At 34.0% G+C, this 14,701-nt stretch carries 13 protein-coding genes; 7 read left to right on the top strand and 6 right to left on the bottom strand.

Annotated features, from left to right (window positions below):
• Positions 1-3: 3 nt before the first annotated feature.
• From prfB to IEV72_RS04215, 4 genes are all read left to right on the top strand, one after another.
• A protein-coding gene (gene prfB, locus IEV72_RS04230) for a peptide chain release factor 2 (protein WP_188457849.1) occupies positions 4-1,105 on the top strand; the annotation gives its coding sequence in 2 pieces (ribosomal slippage) (positions 4-66 and positions 68-1,105; 1,101 coding nt in all).
• Between the two features lie 11 nt (positions 1,106-1,116).
• Positions 1,117-1,464: an arsenate reductase (glutaredoxin) gene (gene arsC, locus IEV72_RS04225; RefSeq protein ID WP_188457848.1), complete on the top strand. Its 348-nt coding sequence runs from the start codon at positions 1,117-1,119 to the stop codon at positions 1,462-1,464.
• 189 nt (positions 1,465-1,653) lie between these two features.
• On the top strand, positions 1,654-2,382 hold the full coding sequence (locus IEV72_RS04220) for a hypothetical protein (RefSeq protein ID WP_229731797.1): 729 nt from the start codon (positions 1,654-1,656) through the stop codon (positions 2,380-2,382).
• A gap of 137 nt (positions 2,383-2,519) precedes the next feature.
• Positions 2,520-3,242 carry a Fic family protein gene (locus IEV72_RS04215; protein ID WP_188457847.1) on the top strand — a complete coding sequence of 241 codons (723 nt, stop codon included), beginning with the start codon at positions 2,520-2,522 and terminating at the stop codon, positions 3,240-3,242.
• Between the two features lie 113 nt (positions 3,243-3,355).
• On the opposite strand, the gene IEV72_RS04210 is transcribed toward IEV72_RS04215, so the two are convergent.
• The 5 genes from IEV72_RS04210 to IEV72_RS04190 all read right to left on the bottom strand — a co-directional run bounded on the left by IEV72_RS04210 (position 3,356) and on the right by IEV72_RS04190 (position 8,822).
• Positions 3,356-4,006 (bottom strand): alpha/beta hydrolase, encoded by a 651-nt coding sequence (locus IEV72_RS04210; protein WP_188457846.1) that lies wholly within the window; start codon positions 4,004-4,006, stop codon positions 3,356-3,358.
• Positions 4,007-4,372, bottom strand: coding sequence for a magnetosome magnetite crystal formation protein family (locus IEV72_RS04205; RefSeq protein WP_188457845.1), 366 nt, complete (start codon positions 4,370-4,372; stop codon positions 4,007-4,009). It lies immediately after the preceding gene.
• A 26-nt stretch (positions 4,373-4,398) separates the two neighbouring features.
• Positions 4,399-5,625, bottom strand: coding sequence for a dihydroorotase (locus IEV72_RS04200; protein WP_188457844.1), 1,227 nt, complete (start codon positions 5,623-5,625; stop codon positions 4,399-4,401).
• A 6-nt stretch (positions 5,626-5,631) separates the two neighbouring features.
• On the bottom strand, positions 5,632-7,551 hold the full coding sequence (locus IEV72_RS04195) for a BatA domain-containing protein (protein WP_188457843.1): 1,920 nt from the start codon (positions 7,549-7,551) through the stop codon (positions 5,632-5,634).
• A 62-nt stretch (positions 7,552-7,613) separates the two neighbouring features.
• Positions 7,614-8,822, bottom strand: coding sequence for a sensor histidine kinase (locus tag IEV72_RS04190; RefSeq protein ID WP_188457842.1), 1,209 nt, complete (start codon positions 8,820-8,822; stop codon positions 7,614-7,616).
• Between the two features lie 176 nt (positions 8,823-8,998).
• Here IEV72_RS04190 and IEV72_RS04185 point away from each other — a divergent pair, with 176 nt between their 5' ends.
• Both IEV72_RS04185 and IEV72_RS04180 read left to right on the top strand, forming a co-directional pair.
• Positions 8,999-10,786 (top strand): SLC13 family permease, encoded by a 1,788-nt coding sequence (locus IEV72_RS04185; RefSeq protein ID WP_188457841.1) that lies wholly within the window; start codon positions 8,999-9,001, stop codon positions 10,784-10,786.
• 33 nt (positions 10,787-10,819) lie between these two features.
• Positions 10,820-11,593 carry an SDR family oxidoreductase gene (locus tag IEV72_RS04180; protein ID WP_188457840.1) on the top strand — a complete coding sequence of 258 codons (774 nt, stop codon included), beginning with the start codon at positions 10,820-10,822 and terminating at the stop codon, positions 11,591-11,593.
• A 10-nt stretch (positions 11,594-11,603) separates the two neighbouring features.
• Here the strand turns inward: IEV72_RS04180 and IEV72_RS04175 are convergent, their stop codons facing one another.
• Positions 11,604-12,032 carry a DUF2147 domain-containing protein gene (locus tag IEV72_RS04175; protein WP_188457839.1) on the bottom strand — a complete coding sequence of 143 codons (429 nt, stop codon included), beginning with the start codon at positions 12,030-12,032 and terminating at the stop codon, positions 11,604-11,606.
• Positions 12,033-12,335: 303 nt separating this feature from the next.
• On the opposite strand from IEV72_RS04175, the gene katG reads away from it, so the two are divergent.
• Positions 12,336-14,654, top strand: a complete 2,319-nt coding sequence (katG, locus tag IEV72_RS04170; protein ID WP_188457838.1) for a catalase/peroxidase HPI — start codon at positions 12,336-12,338, stop codon at positions 14,652-14,654.
• Positions 14,655-14,701 lie beyond the last annotated feature (47 nt).

The raw sequence follows: 14,701 nt of genomic DNA, 5'->3' as shown, positions 1-14,701 counted from the left end.
ATCATGATCAATTCAGAACATATCCAAGAGCTTAAAAAACGTCTTACTGCCTTAAAACAATATCTTTGACTTAGAAGCCAAAAAAATTGAAATAGCTAACGAAGAAGAAAAAACTTTTGCACCTGATTTTTGGAATAAACCCCAAGAAGCACAATTGCTAATGCAGGAAATCAATGCTAAAAAGCAATGGGTTAAAGATTATGAAGAAGCTGCTAATTTTACTGAAGATGTAGAAGTTTTATTCGATTTTTTCAAAGAAGGCGATGCTGAAGAAGCAGATGTAGCATCCAGATTTGAAAAAGCACTTCATGCAATTGAAGAATTAGAGTTTAAAAACATGCTTTCTGAAGAAGGCGATCAACTTTCTGCGGTTTTGCAAATTACAGCAGGTGCTGGCGGAACAGAAAGTTGTGATTGGGCAGAAATGCTCATGCGCATGTACATGATGTGGGCCGAAAAACGAAAATACAAAATCAAAGAACTGAATCATCAGGCTGGAGATGTTGCAGGAATTAAAACGGTTACCTTAGAAATTGAAGGCGAATTTGCCTTTGGTTGGTTAAAAGGAGAAAATGGTGTTCATCGTTTAGTACGTATTTCTCCATTTGATAGCAATGCTAAGCGGCATACTTCATTTGCTTCAGTTTACGTTTATCCGCTAGCTGATGACTCAATTGAAATTGATATCAATCCAGCTGATATCAGTTGGGATTTTGCCCGCTCTAGTGGAGCTGGTGGGCAAAACGTAAACAAAGTAGAAACCAAAGTAATTCTTACCCACGAACCTTCAGGAATTGTAATTCATAATTCTGAAACACGTTCGCAATTAGAGAATCGGCAAAAAGCTATGCAAATGCTAAAATCGCAGTTGTATCAAATTGAATTGGAAAAACAGCAAGCTGCCCGTAAAGAAATTGAAGCCAATAAGAAAAGTATTGAATGGGGTTCACAAATTAGAAATTATGTTATGCATCCTTACAAATTGGTAAAAGATGTACGAACCGCACATGAAACCGGAAATGTTGAAGCGGTTATGAATGGCGATATCAATGCTTTTTTAAAAGCCTATTTAATGATGACAGGCCAAAAACAAGAAACCGATTAAATTGAAATTACATGAGTACACAAATTTATCACAATCCAAGGTGTAGAAAATCTAGAGAAGCTTTAAAATTATTGGAAGAAAACAATATTGATTTTGAAATCATTAAATACTTAGATGAAGTTCCTAGTGAGCTAGAATTAAAAGCTTTGCTTAAAATGCTGAATTTACAGCCCATAGAATTAGTTAGAAAGAACGAAAAAATTTGGAAAGAAAGTTACAAAGGAAAAACCTTAAGCGATGCTGATGTAATTAAAGCGATGCATGAATATCCTAAATTGATTGAACGTCCGATTCTTGTTCATAATAGCAAAGCAGTTGTTGGACGCCCACCAGAGAAAATCCTAGATTTAATAGCCTGATACTTTTGTGAATGTTACTTTTGTTTTATGTATTTATTTAAGCTAATGTCGTTTAAATTGTTGGGTATTCGGAATAGTAGTTTTGCGAAGGCAAAATCAAAAACTTATTCCAAGAAAAACACCAAACTACTATTTATAGTAAGGGCAATTATTTTTTTAGCATTAACTGCAATTACTCAAATTGGAGGGGTGATTTATTTAATTACGCTTGCCATTACATACAATTTAAAGAAGCATACTTTTCTTTTTAGAAGTTTAATTTTTATCAGCCTGTATATAGTGGCTACTTATATTGTTACACCAAAATTAGCCCCGTATTTTGGACGTGAAAAAATTTCATCTACTGAATTTGTCCAAGCACATTCATCTTTTTACAGTTGGACCAATCGGAATTACGTTACTGCAGAACTGCATCAAGTACTGCAGAATATGGGTAAACAATTGAGCAAAGAAAACTCAGGAATTAAATTGGTTTACCTAGATGCCAATTTTCCTTTTATAGACGGTTTTCCACTGTTACCACATCGCTATCATAATGATGGTAAAAAAATTGATGTTAGTTTTGTTTATAAAGACGGGCAACAAATCACCAATAAAAAACCTTCATTTAGTGGTTATGGTATTTATGTAAATCCTTTGGTAAACGAATGGAATCAAATCAATGCCTGTTTAGATACGGGTTATAGTCAATACGATTTTACCAAATTTGTAACCTTTGGTTGCATTAATCCACAGCTTCAATTTTCAGAATCGGTAAACCATAAACTTTTATCCGATTTGATTTTGGAAGAAGATGTAAATACCATTTTCATTGAACCCCATTTAGTTACCCGTTTGGGTTTAGAAAATGATAAATTGGTGTATCATGGTTGCGGGACCGTTAGACATGACGACCATATTCATATTGAAGTGAAGTAATTTGCGTTTTTTGTTTTGAAGTGAGTTCACAAGTTTTTCAATTTACAAAAGCTGTTTAGTCAAGCCCTAATTTAAAAGTAACAAACCGAAAAACTTTAAGAAGAAAAAATTACCTTCGTTATTCAAATTTATTTACAATGAAACTTTTAGAAACATTACAAGAAGAAAAATCGAGCAATCTAAAAGGTGGAATTTATCATAAAACTCAAATAAGGCTAACCTACAATACCAACAGAATAGAAGGCAGTAAATTGTCTGAAGAACAAACAAGATACATTTACGAAACCAATACCTTATTTACTGAAAAAGGAACAACTGCTACAAACATTGATGATATTATTGAAACAGTGAATCATTTTCAGTGTTTTGATTATATGCTTAAAATAGTCAATGAACCTTTATCAGAAAAACACATTAAAAAATTTCATAAAATCTTAAAATTAAACACTTCTGACTCAAAAAAAGAATGGTTCAGAGTTGGAACTTATAAGTCAAAGCCTAATGTTGTTGGTGGAATTGAAACATCTAAACCCAATGAAGTAGAAAAACACATTTTTGAGTTGTTGGAAACTTATAATAACAAGAATACTATTGAAATTAACGATATTATTGATTTTCATTACGAATTTGAGACGATTCACCCATTTCAAGACGGAAATGGAAGAGTAGGAAGACTAATCATGTTTAAAGAATGCTTAAAAAATAATATTGTCCCATTTATTATTGAAGATGAATTTAAGTTTTTCTATTACAGAGGCTTGACTGAATACCCAAAAATAAAAGACTATTTGGTTGATACCTGCCTATCTGCACAAGACAATTATACGGAATTAATGAAATATTTTGAGATTGAGAAATAATACAATTAAAGGGATCAATAGCACATATAAAGCTTCCCTTTGCGGATAATCATTGAGACAAGCCGAAATGCAGGAGGTAGTACAATGTTTAAATCTAAATTTTTACCTAAAATTTACATCACCAACCATTTCATTAAACTTGCAAAATTTTGTGGTGCAACTCCATGACCTACGGGAAATTCTTCATATTTGAATTCGATGTTTAGTTCATTTAGAATTTCTTGGTTATTTCGTGCCCAATCAACAGGAATTACTTGGTCTTGGCTTCCATGCGAATTGTACACTTTTAAATGTGAAAAGTCCTTGATATCAAATCCATTTACCAACATGTTTTTATCGATGTAGCCACTCAACCCGATAATTTTGTTGAATTTTTCAGGGTAGGATAGAGCGGCTGCAAAACTCAAAATAGTACCTTGGCTGAAACCCAATAAATTGATGTCTTTTTCGTCTATCGGATAAGCATCAATCAATTCATCAATAAATTGCATGATGCGTTCACGGGATTTGATCGCTTGCTCCGTATCTGAAAATTTATCGCCAGCGGCATCAAAGTTAATAGCATACCACGCATTTCCATATGGTTGTAGGCTGTGTGGTGCTTTAGCTGAAACTACAATATATTCTTTAGGCAATTCACTTGCGAAAGAAAACAAGTCGTTTTCATCGCTTCCGTAACCGTGAAGCAGTAGCAAAAGCGGTGCTTTTTCAGTTAAAGATGAAGGTCTTATGTTGTGGGTTAAGCTTAAATCTTTTGTGGTCATTTAGGTTAAATTTTTAAATGTTTTTTGAAACAATTCCCCGAGAATAGGCACTTTTTTTTCCTTTCCAGAAACGGCCGCAACAAAACCATATATCCATAAAATAAAGTAGGCTAAGTAAAATGCAGCACCAACCATTAGATTTTGAAATTCACTTAAATATTCATACACTCCGTTTAGGATTACACCGAATAAAATAAAAACTAAATTCAGTCCTAAGCCTTGCCGAATATGAAAACTCCCAAACTTGGTTTTGTTTTCTTCACTGTTCAAAAACAAGGCTAAAAAGCTTCCAAAGATGGTTAAATAGCCAACAATTGCAGCAGTTTTGCCTTTTCGTTCTGGTTTTTTTAAAGGTTGTTCACTCATCGGGTTTTTTCTTTATTTATTGCTATTTACAACATTTTAATCACTCGTCCTTGCAATGCTTGGTTTAAGAAAATAGCATTTTTCGATTTGGATAAAATATCTTCTTTGTCAAAAGTATATTTATCATTGGTGGTAAAAAGAGTAAATCTTCCTTTAGATTTCTGTTGAATTACATCTTGTGTCAAACCATAAACTTTCCTTCCAGCAGTCAACATTTTTACGCTCAACTCCGCTCCAAATAATTTGTTCATAGCACCAAAAGCACTTTCTAAACCAATACTTCCGAAGGCAGCCAAGACAAAATCGACTTCTTTCTGCTCCAAATTCATGGGTCTGTGGTCGGAAATTACAAAATCCACAACGCCATCTTTTACGGCTTTTCGAAGTGCTTTTACATCGCTTTTGGAACGCAAAGGCGGAAATACTTTGTAATCGGCATCAAAATGTTGAAGGACTTCATCGTCAAAAAATAAATGATGAATAGCAACGCTGCATGAAACATGCAAACCTTTCTTTTTAGCACTTTTAATCAAGTTGATTCCTTCTTCCGTACTAATCAATGGAATGTGTAATTTTCCGCCAGTATATTCTAAAATAGCCAAATCCCGATGTATTTGAAGCGATTCTGCCAAGCTCGGCATTCCTTTTAAACCCAACTTCATGGAGTTTGAACTTTCATGCACTTGGGCTTGATTGGCAATTTTTCTATCCAACGGAAAGGATGCCACACAGCCACCAAAACTTTGGGTGTATTGCAAAGCCAATTTTAGCAAATTAGGATTTTCGATGGGTTGTAAATCATCTGAAAAAACACGTGCTCCAGCTTGATACAAATCGTATAATTCGGCTAAATCTGTTCCGTTTATCCCTTTGGTTAAACAAGCCGTGGGATGAATTTTAGTCAGTGAATGATTTGCTTTATCGCGCAGACTTTCCAGTACATTTTTAGAGTCGGTACAAGGTTGGTTGCTGGACACTAAAGCAATATCGCTAAAGCCACTTTTTTCGGCTACTAGTAAACCGTTGGCAATGCTTTCGCGTTCTTCAAAACCTGGTTCGCCAAAGGAAACGCCCGCATCAAACCAAGCTGGTGAAAGGTGCAAATTGGCTTCATCATAAACCTGATCTGCTTCAACTGAAAGTTGATTTTCGATTTGAAGAATTTCTCCTTTTTCAATTAAAATATCCTTTGTTTGTTGGTGGTAAGGACTGTTTTCATCAATAATAGTAGCAGATTTCAGCAGGATTTTCATGGGACATTATTTTAAGTAACGTAAGGCCAACATTTCTAAAATTAAAAAAAGAATAGCAAACATAAGCAAGACTTTCCAATATTCATCTACTTGTTGCAAGCGCGATTCTTGATTGAAAAAATCTTCAATAGACTTTAATCGGTCTTGATTTTGAAGCTGATTGGCTTGCAGATAATCAAGTTTACTTTCTGTTCTGGGATAATTAAAGCTGATGTTTTTCAAGGTTTCACCAGCAGCTTCAACTTGGTACGTTCCTGCTTCTATTGGCAACTCGGGAGTATTGATTTCCACACTTTGGCTAAATCTTCGCTGTTGCGGAATCAAGACATCTTCGTCTTTTGTTAGTTTTACCACTTCGTCGCTAGCCAGATTCACTTCTACTAAATACTGATTGATTTCATCCGTAAAATCAAAAATATTTTGTTTCAGCACGCTTTCCCTTGCGATATTGTACAAAATCGGTACAATTAAAGGCGAATTGGTAAAGTTGGAATTTTCTGTTGAAAAGCTGGCAGCAAACACATAATTCTTGTCGGCAGAAGTTAAAAAAGCTTCTTGATTGGCATAAAGTAAAATGGCATTGTTTCCCGCTTTCATTTGAAAATGTGAACGGGTTAAAGGATATTCAAAATTTGTAATTTGTTCTGTAAACACATTTTCCAGTAAAGGATGCTCAAAATTGATGTTGGTGATTTTTTGTTCATTGTCAATAGCAGCATTGAATTTTGGTAAATTCAAGTTGAGTAAAGTGGTGTTGTAATTTTCTAATTTTGCTTCTTGATGTGGAATAATTACCACTGAACCAGCATCTTCTGAAAACTTAATCAAGCTGTTATTCAGTTGATTACTGATGTTTTTTACACCGTTTAGCACAATAATATTTTTTTCATTCAATTGTGCATAGTCTAAATTTTCAATAGAAGTGGATTCAAATTCAAATTCTTCATTTTTGAAAATGCGCCGTAAAAAGGAAGCTTCTTCTTCATAAATAGCTAACACTTTAATTTTTGGAGTTGAATTGATGCTGAAAAAAAACTGGTTGTCATACTGAATGGCTTCATCTTCAATTTGCACATTTCCGTTGGTAATTTCGCCTTCGCTTAAAGAAATTTCAATTTCAGTTGAAGCTGAATTTTCAAAAGCTACTTCTTGTTTCGCCAGTAATTCTGAAGCATTGTAAACGGAAAGTTCAACTTGTTCTTGGGTTTGTTCGGAAGCCGAAAGTTGAATTTTTAAAGTTTGTTCATTTTCATTAAAATCCAGATTTGCTATGCTAAAATTGATTTTGTTTTCGGGTTGAACTTGCAGTAACGAAATGCTTTCATCTTTCAACAAAGCAGCGTAATCGGTTTCATCTTTCAGTTGAAAATCAGATACCAAAACAATTTTGTTGTTTGCATTTTTGTTGCCAAATAAGCTTTTGGCTTTATTTACTGCGTTTTCAATTTTTAATTCTTGATCGGAAAATTCAATAGCTAAGACTTCTTTTTTAAAAGTAGCTGCATTTAAATTGGTAAAACGGTCTTGGTTGGTAAAAAAATGAACAGTGGCGTTTTCAGGAATCAATTCGACTAACTCTTGTTTAGCTTGTGTAAGCAAATTACCTCGTTTACTTGGCATTTGCATACTAAACGAATTGTCTAAATACACTGCATACACCGTTTTTTGTGAAGCTTCTGTAGAAGCTGGAATAAAAGGTTGTGCAAAAGCCAACACAAAAGATGCAATGGTGAGCATGCGTAAACTCAGCACAATCCATTTTTTAATTTGTGAACTTTTCCTAGATTGAACGCTCAGTACTTTTAACAATGCTACATTGGTAAACGCTGTTTTTTTGAAACGCCGAAGTTGAAATAAATGAATGATAATGGGAACGAGCAATAAAAAAAGGAAGTAAAGATATACTGGGTTTTTAAATTGCATCATTTAGGTAAAGTCGAAAATTTGCTGCTAAAATACGGATTTTAAAAGTTGTTCATTTTAATTTCTTATTCTTTTTCAATAAAGAATTTAAAACTGGTTTTTAGGCCCACTTTAGATTCCACTTTAATGTCTCCGCCTAAGTTTCTGATTATTTTTTTTACGGTAGAAAGTCCTATGCCATTTCCTTTGCTGCCGCGTCTATCTTTCTCGGCTGCTGTAGAAAACAATTCGAATATGCTTTTTTGTTTTTCTTTTGGGATGCCAATACCGTTGTCAGTAACCACAAAATTGTAAAATCCTTCTTCTTCAATACATTCTATATGAATAATAATTTTGTCTTTATCGTTGTATTTGAAGCTATTACCAATTAAGTTTAATAGAATTTGTTCTAAAGCTACTCGATTGGTAGATAAGGTTAAATCTTTTTCAGGAAAATGCAATTGGTAGTCTTCTGTAATATCTAACATACCAATAATATCTTCAATCAGATCGTTGAGTTTAAACTCTTCTATCTGGTTATTATCTGTAATGTTATCAGATTCATAATGCATTAAAATATTGCTGATGTAATCGCTCAGTTTAAAAGCGGAACGTTTTAAGTTTCGCAAGTATTCAATACCGGCTTCGTCTATTATATTGGCGTATTTTGCTTTTAAAATATCAATGGTTACAATCATATTAGCCAAAGGCATTTTCATGTCATGTGAAACTACACCGGCAAAATTTTTGAGTTGAGTATTTTTTTCTTTGAGTTGTTTTTGAGATTCGCGTAAAACATTGTTTTTCAATCGAATATTAAACAGTTGGACAACTTGATTGGCAAGGTAAATCAACGCTTTCCGTTGTCTATCGTCTAAGGTTCTAGGTTCGTGATCTATCACACACAAGGTTCCTAATGCAAAACCATTTTCATCTTTTAGAGTAACCCCGGCGTAAAACACAACTGGATTTTCGCCAAAAGTGAGCGGATTATTTTTAAATCTAGCATCTATTCTGGCGTCTGTAATTTCAAAAACCGGTTTATTACTGGCGATTGCGTGTTGGCAGAACGAAATTTCTCGATTGGTTTCTTTTTTTCCAATTCCAATACAAGACTTAAACCATTGTCTGTTTTTATCTATTAATGAAATTAGAGCGATTGGTGCTTCACAAACTAGAGAGGCCAGCTCTGTAACTTCGTCATATTGCTGTTCTGGCTCGGTATCTAGTATTTCTAAATTTCGCAAAGCCTTTAAACGTTTAGCTTCTGCGGTAGATAGTGGTGTAGTTTTCATCAAAGTATATTGTTTTGCAATTTACAAAAAAATAAGTTAATATTTTTAGCAATTTTAGATGTTGTTTGGTGTGAGATATTAGATAATTGAACTTCCAAATTCTTCATTCTTTTTATTTTAATACTCTAGTAAATTGATAGAGATACTTTATATTTGTCGACTTTCAATTTGAAAAAATGGCTACAGCAGCAATTATCACATTGGTTATCATAGGAGTTGCCGTATTTTTATTCGCAACCGATTTGTTGCCTATAGACTTAGTAGCAATACTTATCATGCTTGCTTTAATTCTAACTGGTAGTATTTCTGCCGAAGAAGGCGTTGCTGGTTTTAGCAACAAAGCAACTATTACGGTTGTTTTTATGTTTGTTTTAAGTGAAGCACTTCTAAAAACTGGAGCGCTACAAGTTTTAGCACAGCGATTGTCTAAGCTTTTTAAAAGAAATTTCAATTTGGGATTGTTATTAATGATGCTGCTTATTGCATTCATTTCCGCTTTTATTAACAACACACCTGTTGTTGCTGTTTTTATTCCTGTGGTTATTCAAATTGCACATCGTGCGGGTCTAAGTCCTGCTAAAATGCTCATTCCTTTGTCTTTTGCTTCTATTTTTGGAGGAATGTGTACACTAATCGGTACTTCCACAAATATTTTAGTGAGCGGTATTGCCGAAAAAGAAGGCGAAGCGGCTATCGATTTGTTTGCTATGACCAAAATGGGAGTAATTTTATTGGTGATTGGCATTTTGTACATGATTCTTTTTGGTCGAAAATTACTTCCCAACAGAGCAAATCAGAATTTAAAGCAAAAGTTTAATTTAAGATCTTATGTAACTGAAATAGAATTATTAAGCGATTCTTCTTCAGTGAATACAGCCATCATGGATTCGGAGCTGGTAAAAGATCTAGAGTTGGATGTAATGGAGGTGAGAAGAAGCACCAATCAATATGTACAACCGGCAGGAGATTTTATTTTAAAAGCGGGCGATATCTTAAAAGTGAGATGCAATGTAGATAAAATAAAATCTTTAAAAGATCAAGCCAAAATTCTGGTATCAACTCCTATAAAAATTGGTGATGACGATTTAAAAGGAACGCAATCTACTTTGGTGGAAATGGTTATTTCAGCTGAATCTGAATTGCATAATAAAACTTTGAAGGAATTAGACTTCAGAAGAAGATTTAGAGCCATTCCATTGGCAATTCAGCACCGAGAATCCATTTCTAATGATGGTATTTACGATGTAAGACTGCGTTCTGGAGACATTATTCTTGCAGAAGTAAAAACCCATTACGTAAAAGAATTAAAACGCATTGAAAGTGATCAAAAAGCTCCATTTGTTCTTCTCAGCGAAGATATGATCACTGATTTTGATAAGCCTAAATTTATTAAAGTATTGAGTTTAATTTTAGTGATGGTTGGTTTGGCTGCATTCAATATCTTAGATATCATGGTAGGTGTAATTTCTTGTGTTGTTGCTTTGGTATTACTCAAAGTATTGGATATGAAAGAAATGTATCAAGCCGTAAATTGGAAAATTATTTTTCTTTTAGCCGGAACTTTAAGCTTAGGTACCGCCATGGTAAATACTGGCTTAGACTTGTACATTGCTTATTTTATAACTAATCAATTGGGTGGTTTTGGTCCAGTTGCTGTTATTTCAGGTTTGTATTTAACTACTTCACTTTTAACCGAAATCATGTCTAATAACGCTTCTGCTGCATTAATGGCACCTATTGCTATTGCAACTGCTCATGGAATGGAAATGGAAACACTGCCATTTTTAATTACCATCATGTTTGCTGCTTCTGCAACATTCATGACGCCTGTAGGCTACCAAACCAACGCCATGGTATTTAGCGCAGGAAAGTATACATTTAGAGATTTCTTTAAAGTAGGAGTAGGGTTAAACTTACTTTTTTGGGTTGCGGCTAGTATTTTAATTCCGTTATTGTATTTTTAAAACATTTGTAATTGAAATTCCAAAGTTGTAAATATGAAATCTAAAAAATTTGCATTAATTCTCGGAGGAAGTAAAGGTTTAGGTTGGGCTAGTGCAAAAAAACTTGCTAAACACGGTTGGAATTTAATCTTGATTCATCGTGATCCAAAAAACCAGTTAGACGAATTTCATAACGAAATTGAAGAATTCAAAAAACAAGGTTTAGCGTGTTACAGTTTCAATAAAGATGCAACTAAAACAGAAGTTATCAAAGCAATCATTGAAGAAGTAAAAAATGAAATCCCTTCATTAAAAATAGATTTGGTTTTACATAGCATCGCCAAAGGAAGTTTAAAGAATATGTATGGTGAAAATAAATTAACAGCAACCGATTTTTCCATCAGTGTTCATGCTATGGGTTATAGTTTGTACCAATGGGTCGATGCTTTATTTGAAGCCAAATTGCTCAATAATCCGTGTCGTATTTTAGCTTTTACCAGCGAGGGAAATCAAAAAGCTTGGCCAGGATATGCAGCCGTTTCTTCGGCAAAAGGTGTTTTAGAAGCAGTAAGTAGAAATATAGCAGTAGAATTTGCTCAATTTGGAATAACATCCAATTGTATTCAAGCTGGATTAACCTTAACTGAAGCTTTTAAACAAATTCCCAATAGCGAAAAATTAGCAGCAGTCAAACAAAAATTAAATCCGATGGGCAGATTAACTCAGCCAGAAGATGTGGCCAATATGGTCTATTTAATGAGTTTACCCGAAGCCAACTGGGTCAACGGAAGTATTATTAAAGTAGATGGCGGCGAAAGCATCACTTAGTTTTCAGCATTTAATCTTCAGCTCTTTTCCATTGAATAGTTTTATAAACAATAGAAATATAACCTCTCAAATTTAAAATGGAAGAATCATCTTCATCAACCCAAATTTTACCGTCGTAAGTTTTATCGTTTTCTGGGTCTATAATTTTTCCGTCTACATATTCAACTCCATCTTTTTCAAAATTTTTTAAAACTTCAAATCCCATTAGTTTTTTGCCTTTCATATCGCCTTTGCAATGCTGGCATGGCTCATCTGGCTTAGCATCATCTTCAAGAAATTCAACTATTTTACCGTAATATTTTCCATCTTTTTTAAATATTTCAACAATAGATTTTTCGACATTAGTTTCTTCATCAATAGTAATCCACTTTCCAGTTACATCTTGTGAAAAAGAATTCAAACTAAACAGAATTGATAAAGCAATTAGGAAATATTTCATTTTTTTAATGCAATCTATTTAGTATTTTACTAAACACATCCAGTTTAACGCTATTTTAAAGGGGCAAAATCAATGAACATAAGAACTTAAATTATCAAAATACAGATAAAAGACGAGATTATTTCATATTTATAAGATTATCTTATAGTTATAATTAACTCAATTCGAATGACTTATTGTTTGAAATAATTTTATCTTATCCCATAATAATAAAATTGAAAGCCTTAAGTAAATCTGATAATTGCTAAATATATTATTTTTGAATCGTTATAAAATTCATTAATAATTAAATATTTTAAGAATATGAAAAATTTAGTACTCCTATGTAGTCTCTTGTTTTCATTTTCTTTAATCGGACAAAGTGAAGCTACTTGTCCAGTTACTGGAATGAAAGGAAATGGACACTCAGCATCTGCACATGCAAATGCATCAAGTAAAGCAGAAAGCTACAAAGATTCTGCCGTAAAACGTGTTTCAACTAAAGACAAAAACTGGTGGCCAAATAGTTTAAATGTTGGTATTTTAAGACAAAATGCAAAGAAATCTAATCCTATGGGAGAAGATTTTAATTATGCAGAAGCCTTCAGTACTTTAGATTTAGAAGCTTTAAAAACCGATTTAAAAGCATTAATGACAGATTCTCAAGATTGGTGGCCAGCAGATTTTGGTCACTATGGCGGTCTTTTTATCAGAATGGCATGGCACAGCGCAGGAACGTACAGAACTGGCGATGGTCGCGGCGGCTCAAGAGATGGTCAACAGCGTTTTGCACCCATCAATAGTTGGCCAGACAATGCCAATTTAGATAAAGCAAGAAGATTGTTATGGCCTATCAAACAAAAATATGGCAATAAAATTTCTTGGGCAGATTTAATGATTCTAGCTGGAAATGTAGCCTTTGAAGATATGGGATTTGAAACCATTGGTTTTGCTGGAGGTAGAGAAGATACTTGGGAACCCAACACAGATATTTATTGGGGACCAGAATCTGAATGGCTAGAAGATGAAAGATACTCAGGAGATAGAGATCTTGAAAAACCTTTAGCCGCTGTACAAATGGGATTAATTTATGTAAATCCAGAAGGACCGAATGGTGAACCCGATCCAGTTGCTGCCGCACATGACATTAGAGAAACTTTTGGGAGAATGGGGATGAATGATGAAGAAACGGTAGCTTTAATTGCTGGCGGTCATACATTAGGCAAAACACACGCAGCTGCAGAAGATAAACACATGGGACCTGAACCAGAAGCGGCAGGTATCGAAAACCAAGGTTTAGGTTGGATGAGTGACTATAAATCGGGTAGCGGTGCAGACGCTATTACATCTACTGTTGAAGTAACTTGGACGTCTACACCAACCGAATGGAGCCACGATTATTTAACCTTCTTATATGAATACGAATGGGAATTGATGAAAAGTCCTGGTGGTGGTCATCAATGGAAAGCAAAAAATGCTGAAGCCATAATTCCGCATGCTTTTGATGATGAAAAGAAACAACCACCTTATATGTTAACCACCGATTTATCTTTAAAGATGGATCCTGCTTACGACAAAATTTCAAAACGATTTTTAGAAGATGAAGAAGAATTTAAACGCGCCTTTGCTAAAGCTTGGTTTAAATTGATTCACCGTGATATGGGACCTACTTCAACCTATTTAGGTGATGATATTCCAAATGAAGAATTTATATGGCAAGATCCAATTCCAGCTGTAGATCATACATTGGTAGCAGATAAAGATGTAGACAAATTAAAAAAAGCGATACTAAAATCTAATCTTTCGGTTTCAGAGTTGGTATCAACAGCTTGGGCTGCAGCTTCAACTTATCGTGATTCAGATAGACGTGGTGGTGCCAATGGAGCAAGAATTTTATTAGAGCCACAGCGCAACTGGGATGTAAATAATCCAGATCAATTGAATAAAGTAATTTCCGAATTAGAGAAAATTCAAAAGAATTTCAATAAAAAAACCAAAGGAAACAAAAAAATATCCATGGCAGACTTAATTGTTTTGGCTGGAAATGCAGGAGTTGAAAAAGCAGCTAAAGATGCAGGTGTAAAAATCGAAATTCCATTTACACCAGGAAGAATGGATGCTTTGCAAGATCAAACTGATGTAGAATCAATTAATTTGCTTAAACCTATTGCAGATGGTTTTAGAAATTACACAAGCGGAAATTACATCTTTACAACTGAAGAATTGTTAATTGATAAAGCACACTTATTAACTTTAACTCCACCAGAAATGACAGCATTAATCGGTGGAATGAGAGTTTTAGACACCAATTATGATGGTTCTGAGCATGGAGTGTTAACCAACAATAAAGAAGTTTTAACCAATGACTTTTTTGTAAATCTGTTGGATATGAATGCTAAGTGGGAAGCTATAGATGAAGATAAAGAAGTATTTGAAATTAAAGACCGAACCACTGGTGAAGTAAAATGGACAGCAACTCGAGCCGATTTAATTTTTGGTTCTAATTCTGAATTAAGAGCTTTATCTGAAGTTTATGCTGCGGAAGATGCTAAAGAAAAGTTTGTAAAAGATTTTGCAGATGCATGGCATAAAATAATGACACTAGATCGCTTCGATTTAAAATACGGAAAGTATAAAAAATAAACGCTTAGTTTCATAAAACTGAAAAACCGCCTTTATTGGCGGTTTTT

Origin of the sequence: Psychroflexus planctonicus, from assembly GCF_014640195.1 — a bacterium.
Classification (GTDB): Bacteria; Bacteroidota; Bacteroidia; order Flavobacteriales; family Flavobacteriaceae; genus Psychroflexus; species Psychroflexus planctonicus.
This window is presented reverse-complemented; position numbering and strand designations above follow the sequence as displayed.

Coding starts and splice junctions, on each gene's coding strand:
- arsC (WP_188457848.1), top strand. CDS start 1,117: ATGAGTACACAAATTTATCACAATCCAAGGTGTAGAAAATCTAGAGAA.
- IEV72_RS04215 (WP_188457847.1), top strand. CDS start 2,520: ATGAAACTTTTAGAAACATTACAAGAAGAAAAATCGAGCAATCTAAAA.
- IEV72_RS04210 (WP_188457846.1), bottom strand. CDS start 4,006: ATGACCACAAAAGATTTAAGCTTAACCCACAACATAAGACCTTCATCT.
- IEV72_RS04205 (WP_188457845.1), bottom strand. CDS start 4,372: ATGAGTGAACAACCTTTAAAAAAACCAGAACGAAAAGGCAAAACTGCT.
- IEV72_RS04200 (WP_188457844.1), bottom strand. CDS start 5,625: ATGAAAATCCTGCTGAAATCTGCTACTATTATTGATGAAAACAGTCCT.
- IEV72_RS04195 (WP_188457843.1), bottom strand. CDS start 7,551: ATGATGCAATTTAAAAACCCAGTATATCTTTACTTCCTTTTTTTATTG.
- IEV72_RS04190 (WP_188457842.1), bottom strand. CDS start 8,822: ATGAAAACTACACCACTATCTACCGCAGAAGCTAAACGTTTAAAGGCT.
- IEV72_RS04185 (WP_188457841.1), top strand. CDS start 8,999: ATGGCTACAGCAGCAATTATCACATTGGTTATCATAGGAGTTGCCGTA.
- IEV72_RS04180 (WP_188457840.1), top strand. CDS start 10,820: ATGAAATCTAAAAAATTTGCATTAATTCTCGGAGGAAGTAAAGGTTTA.
- IEV72_RS04175 (WP_188457839.1), bottom strand. CDS start 12,032: ATGAAATATTTCCTAATTGCTTTATCAATTCTGTTTAGTTTGAATTCT.
- katG (WP_188457838.1), top strand. CDS start 12,336: ATGAAAAATTTAGTACTCCTATGTAGTCTCTTGTTTTCATTTTCTTTA.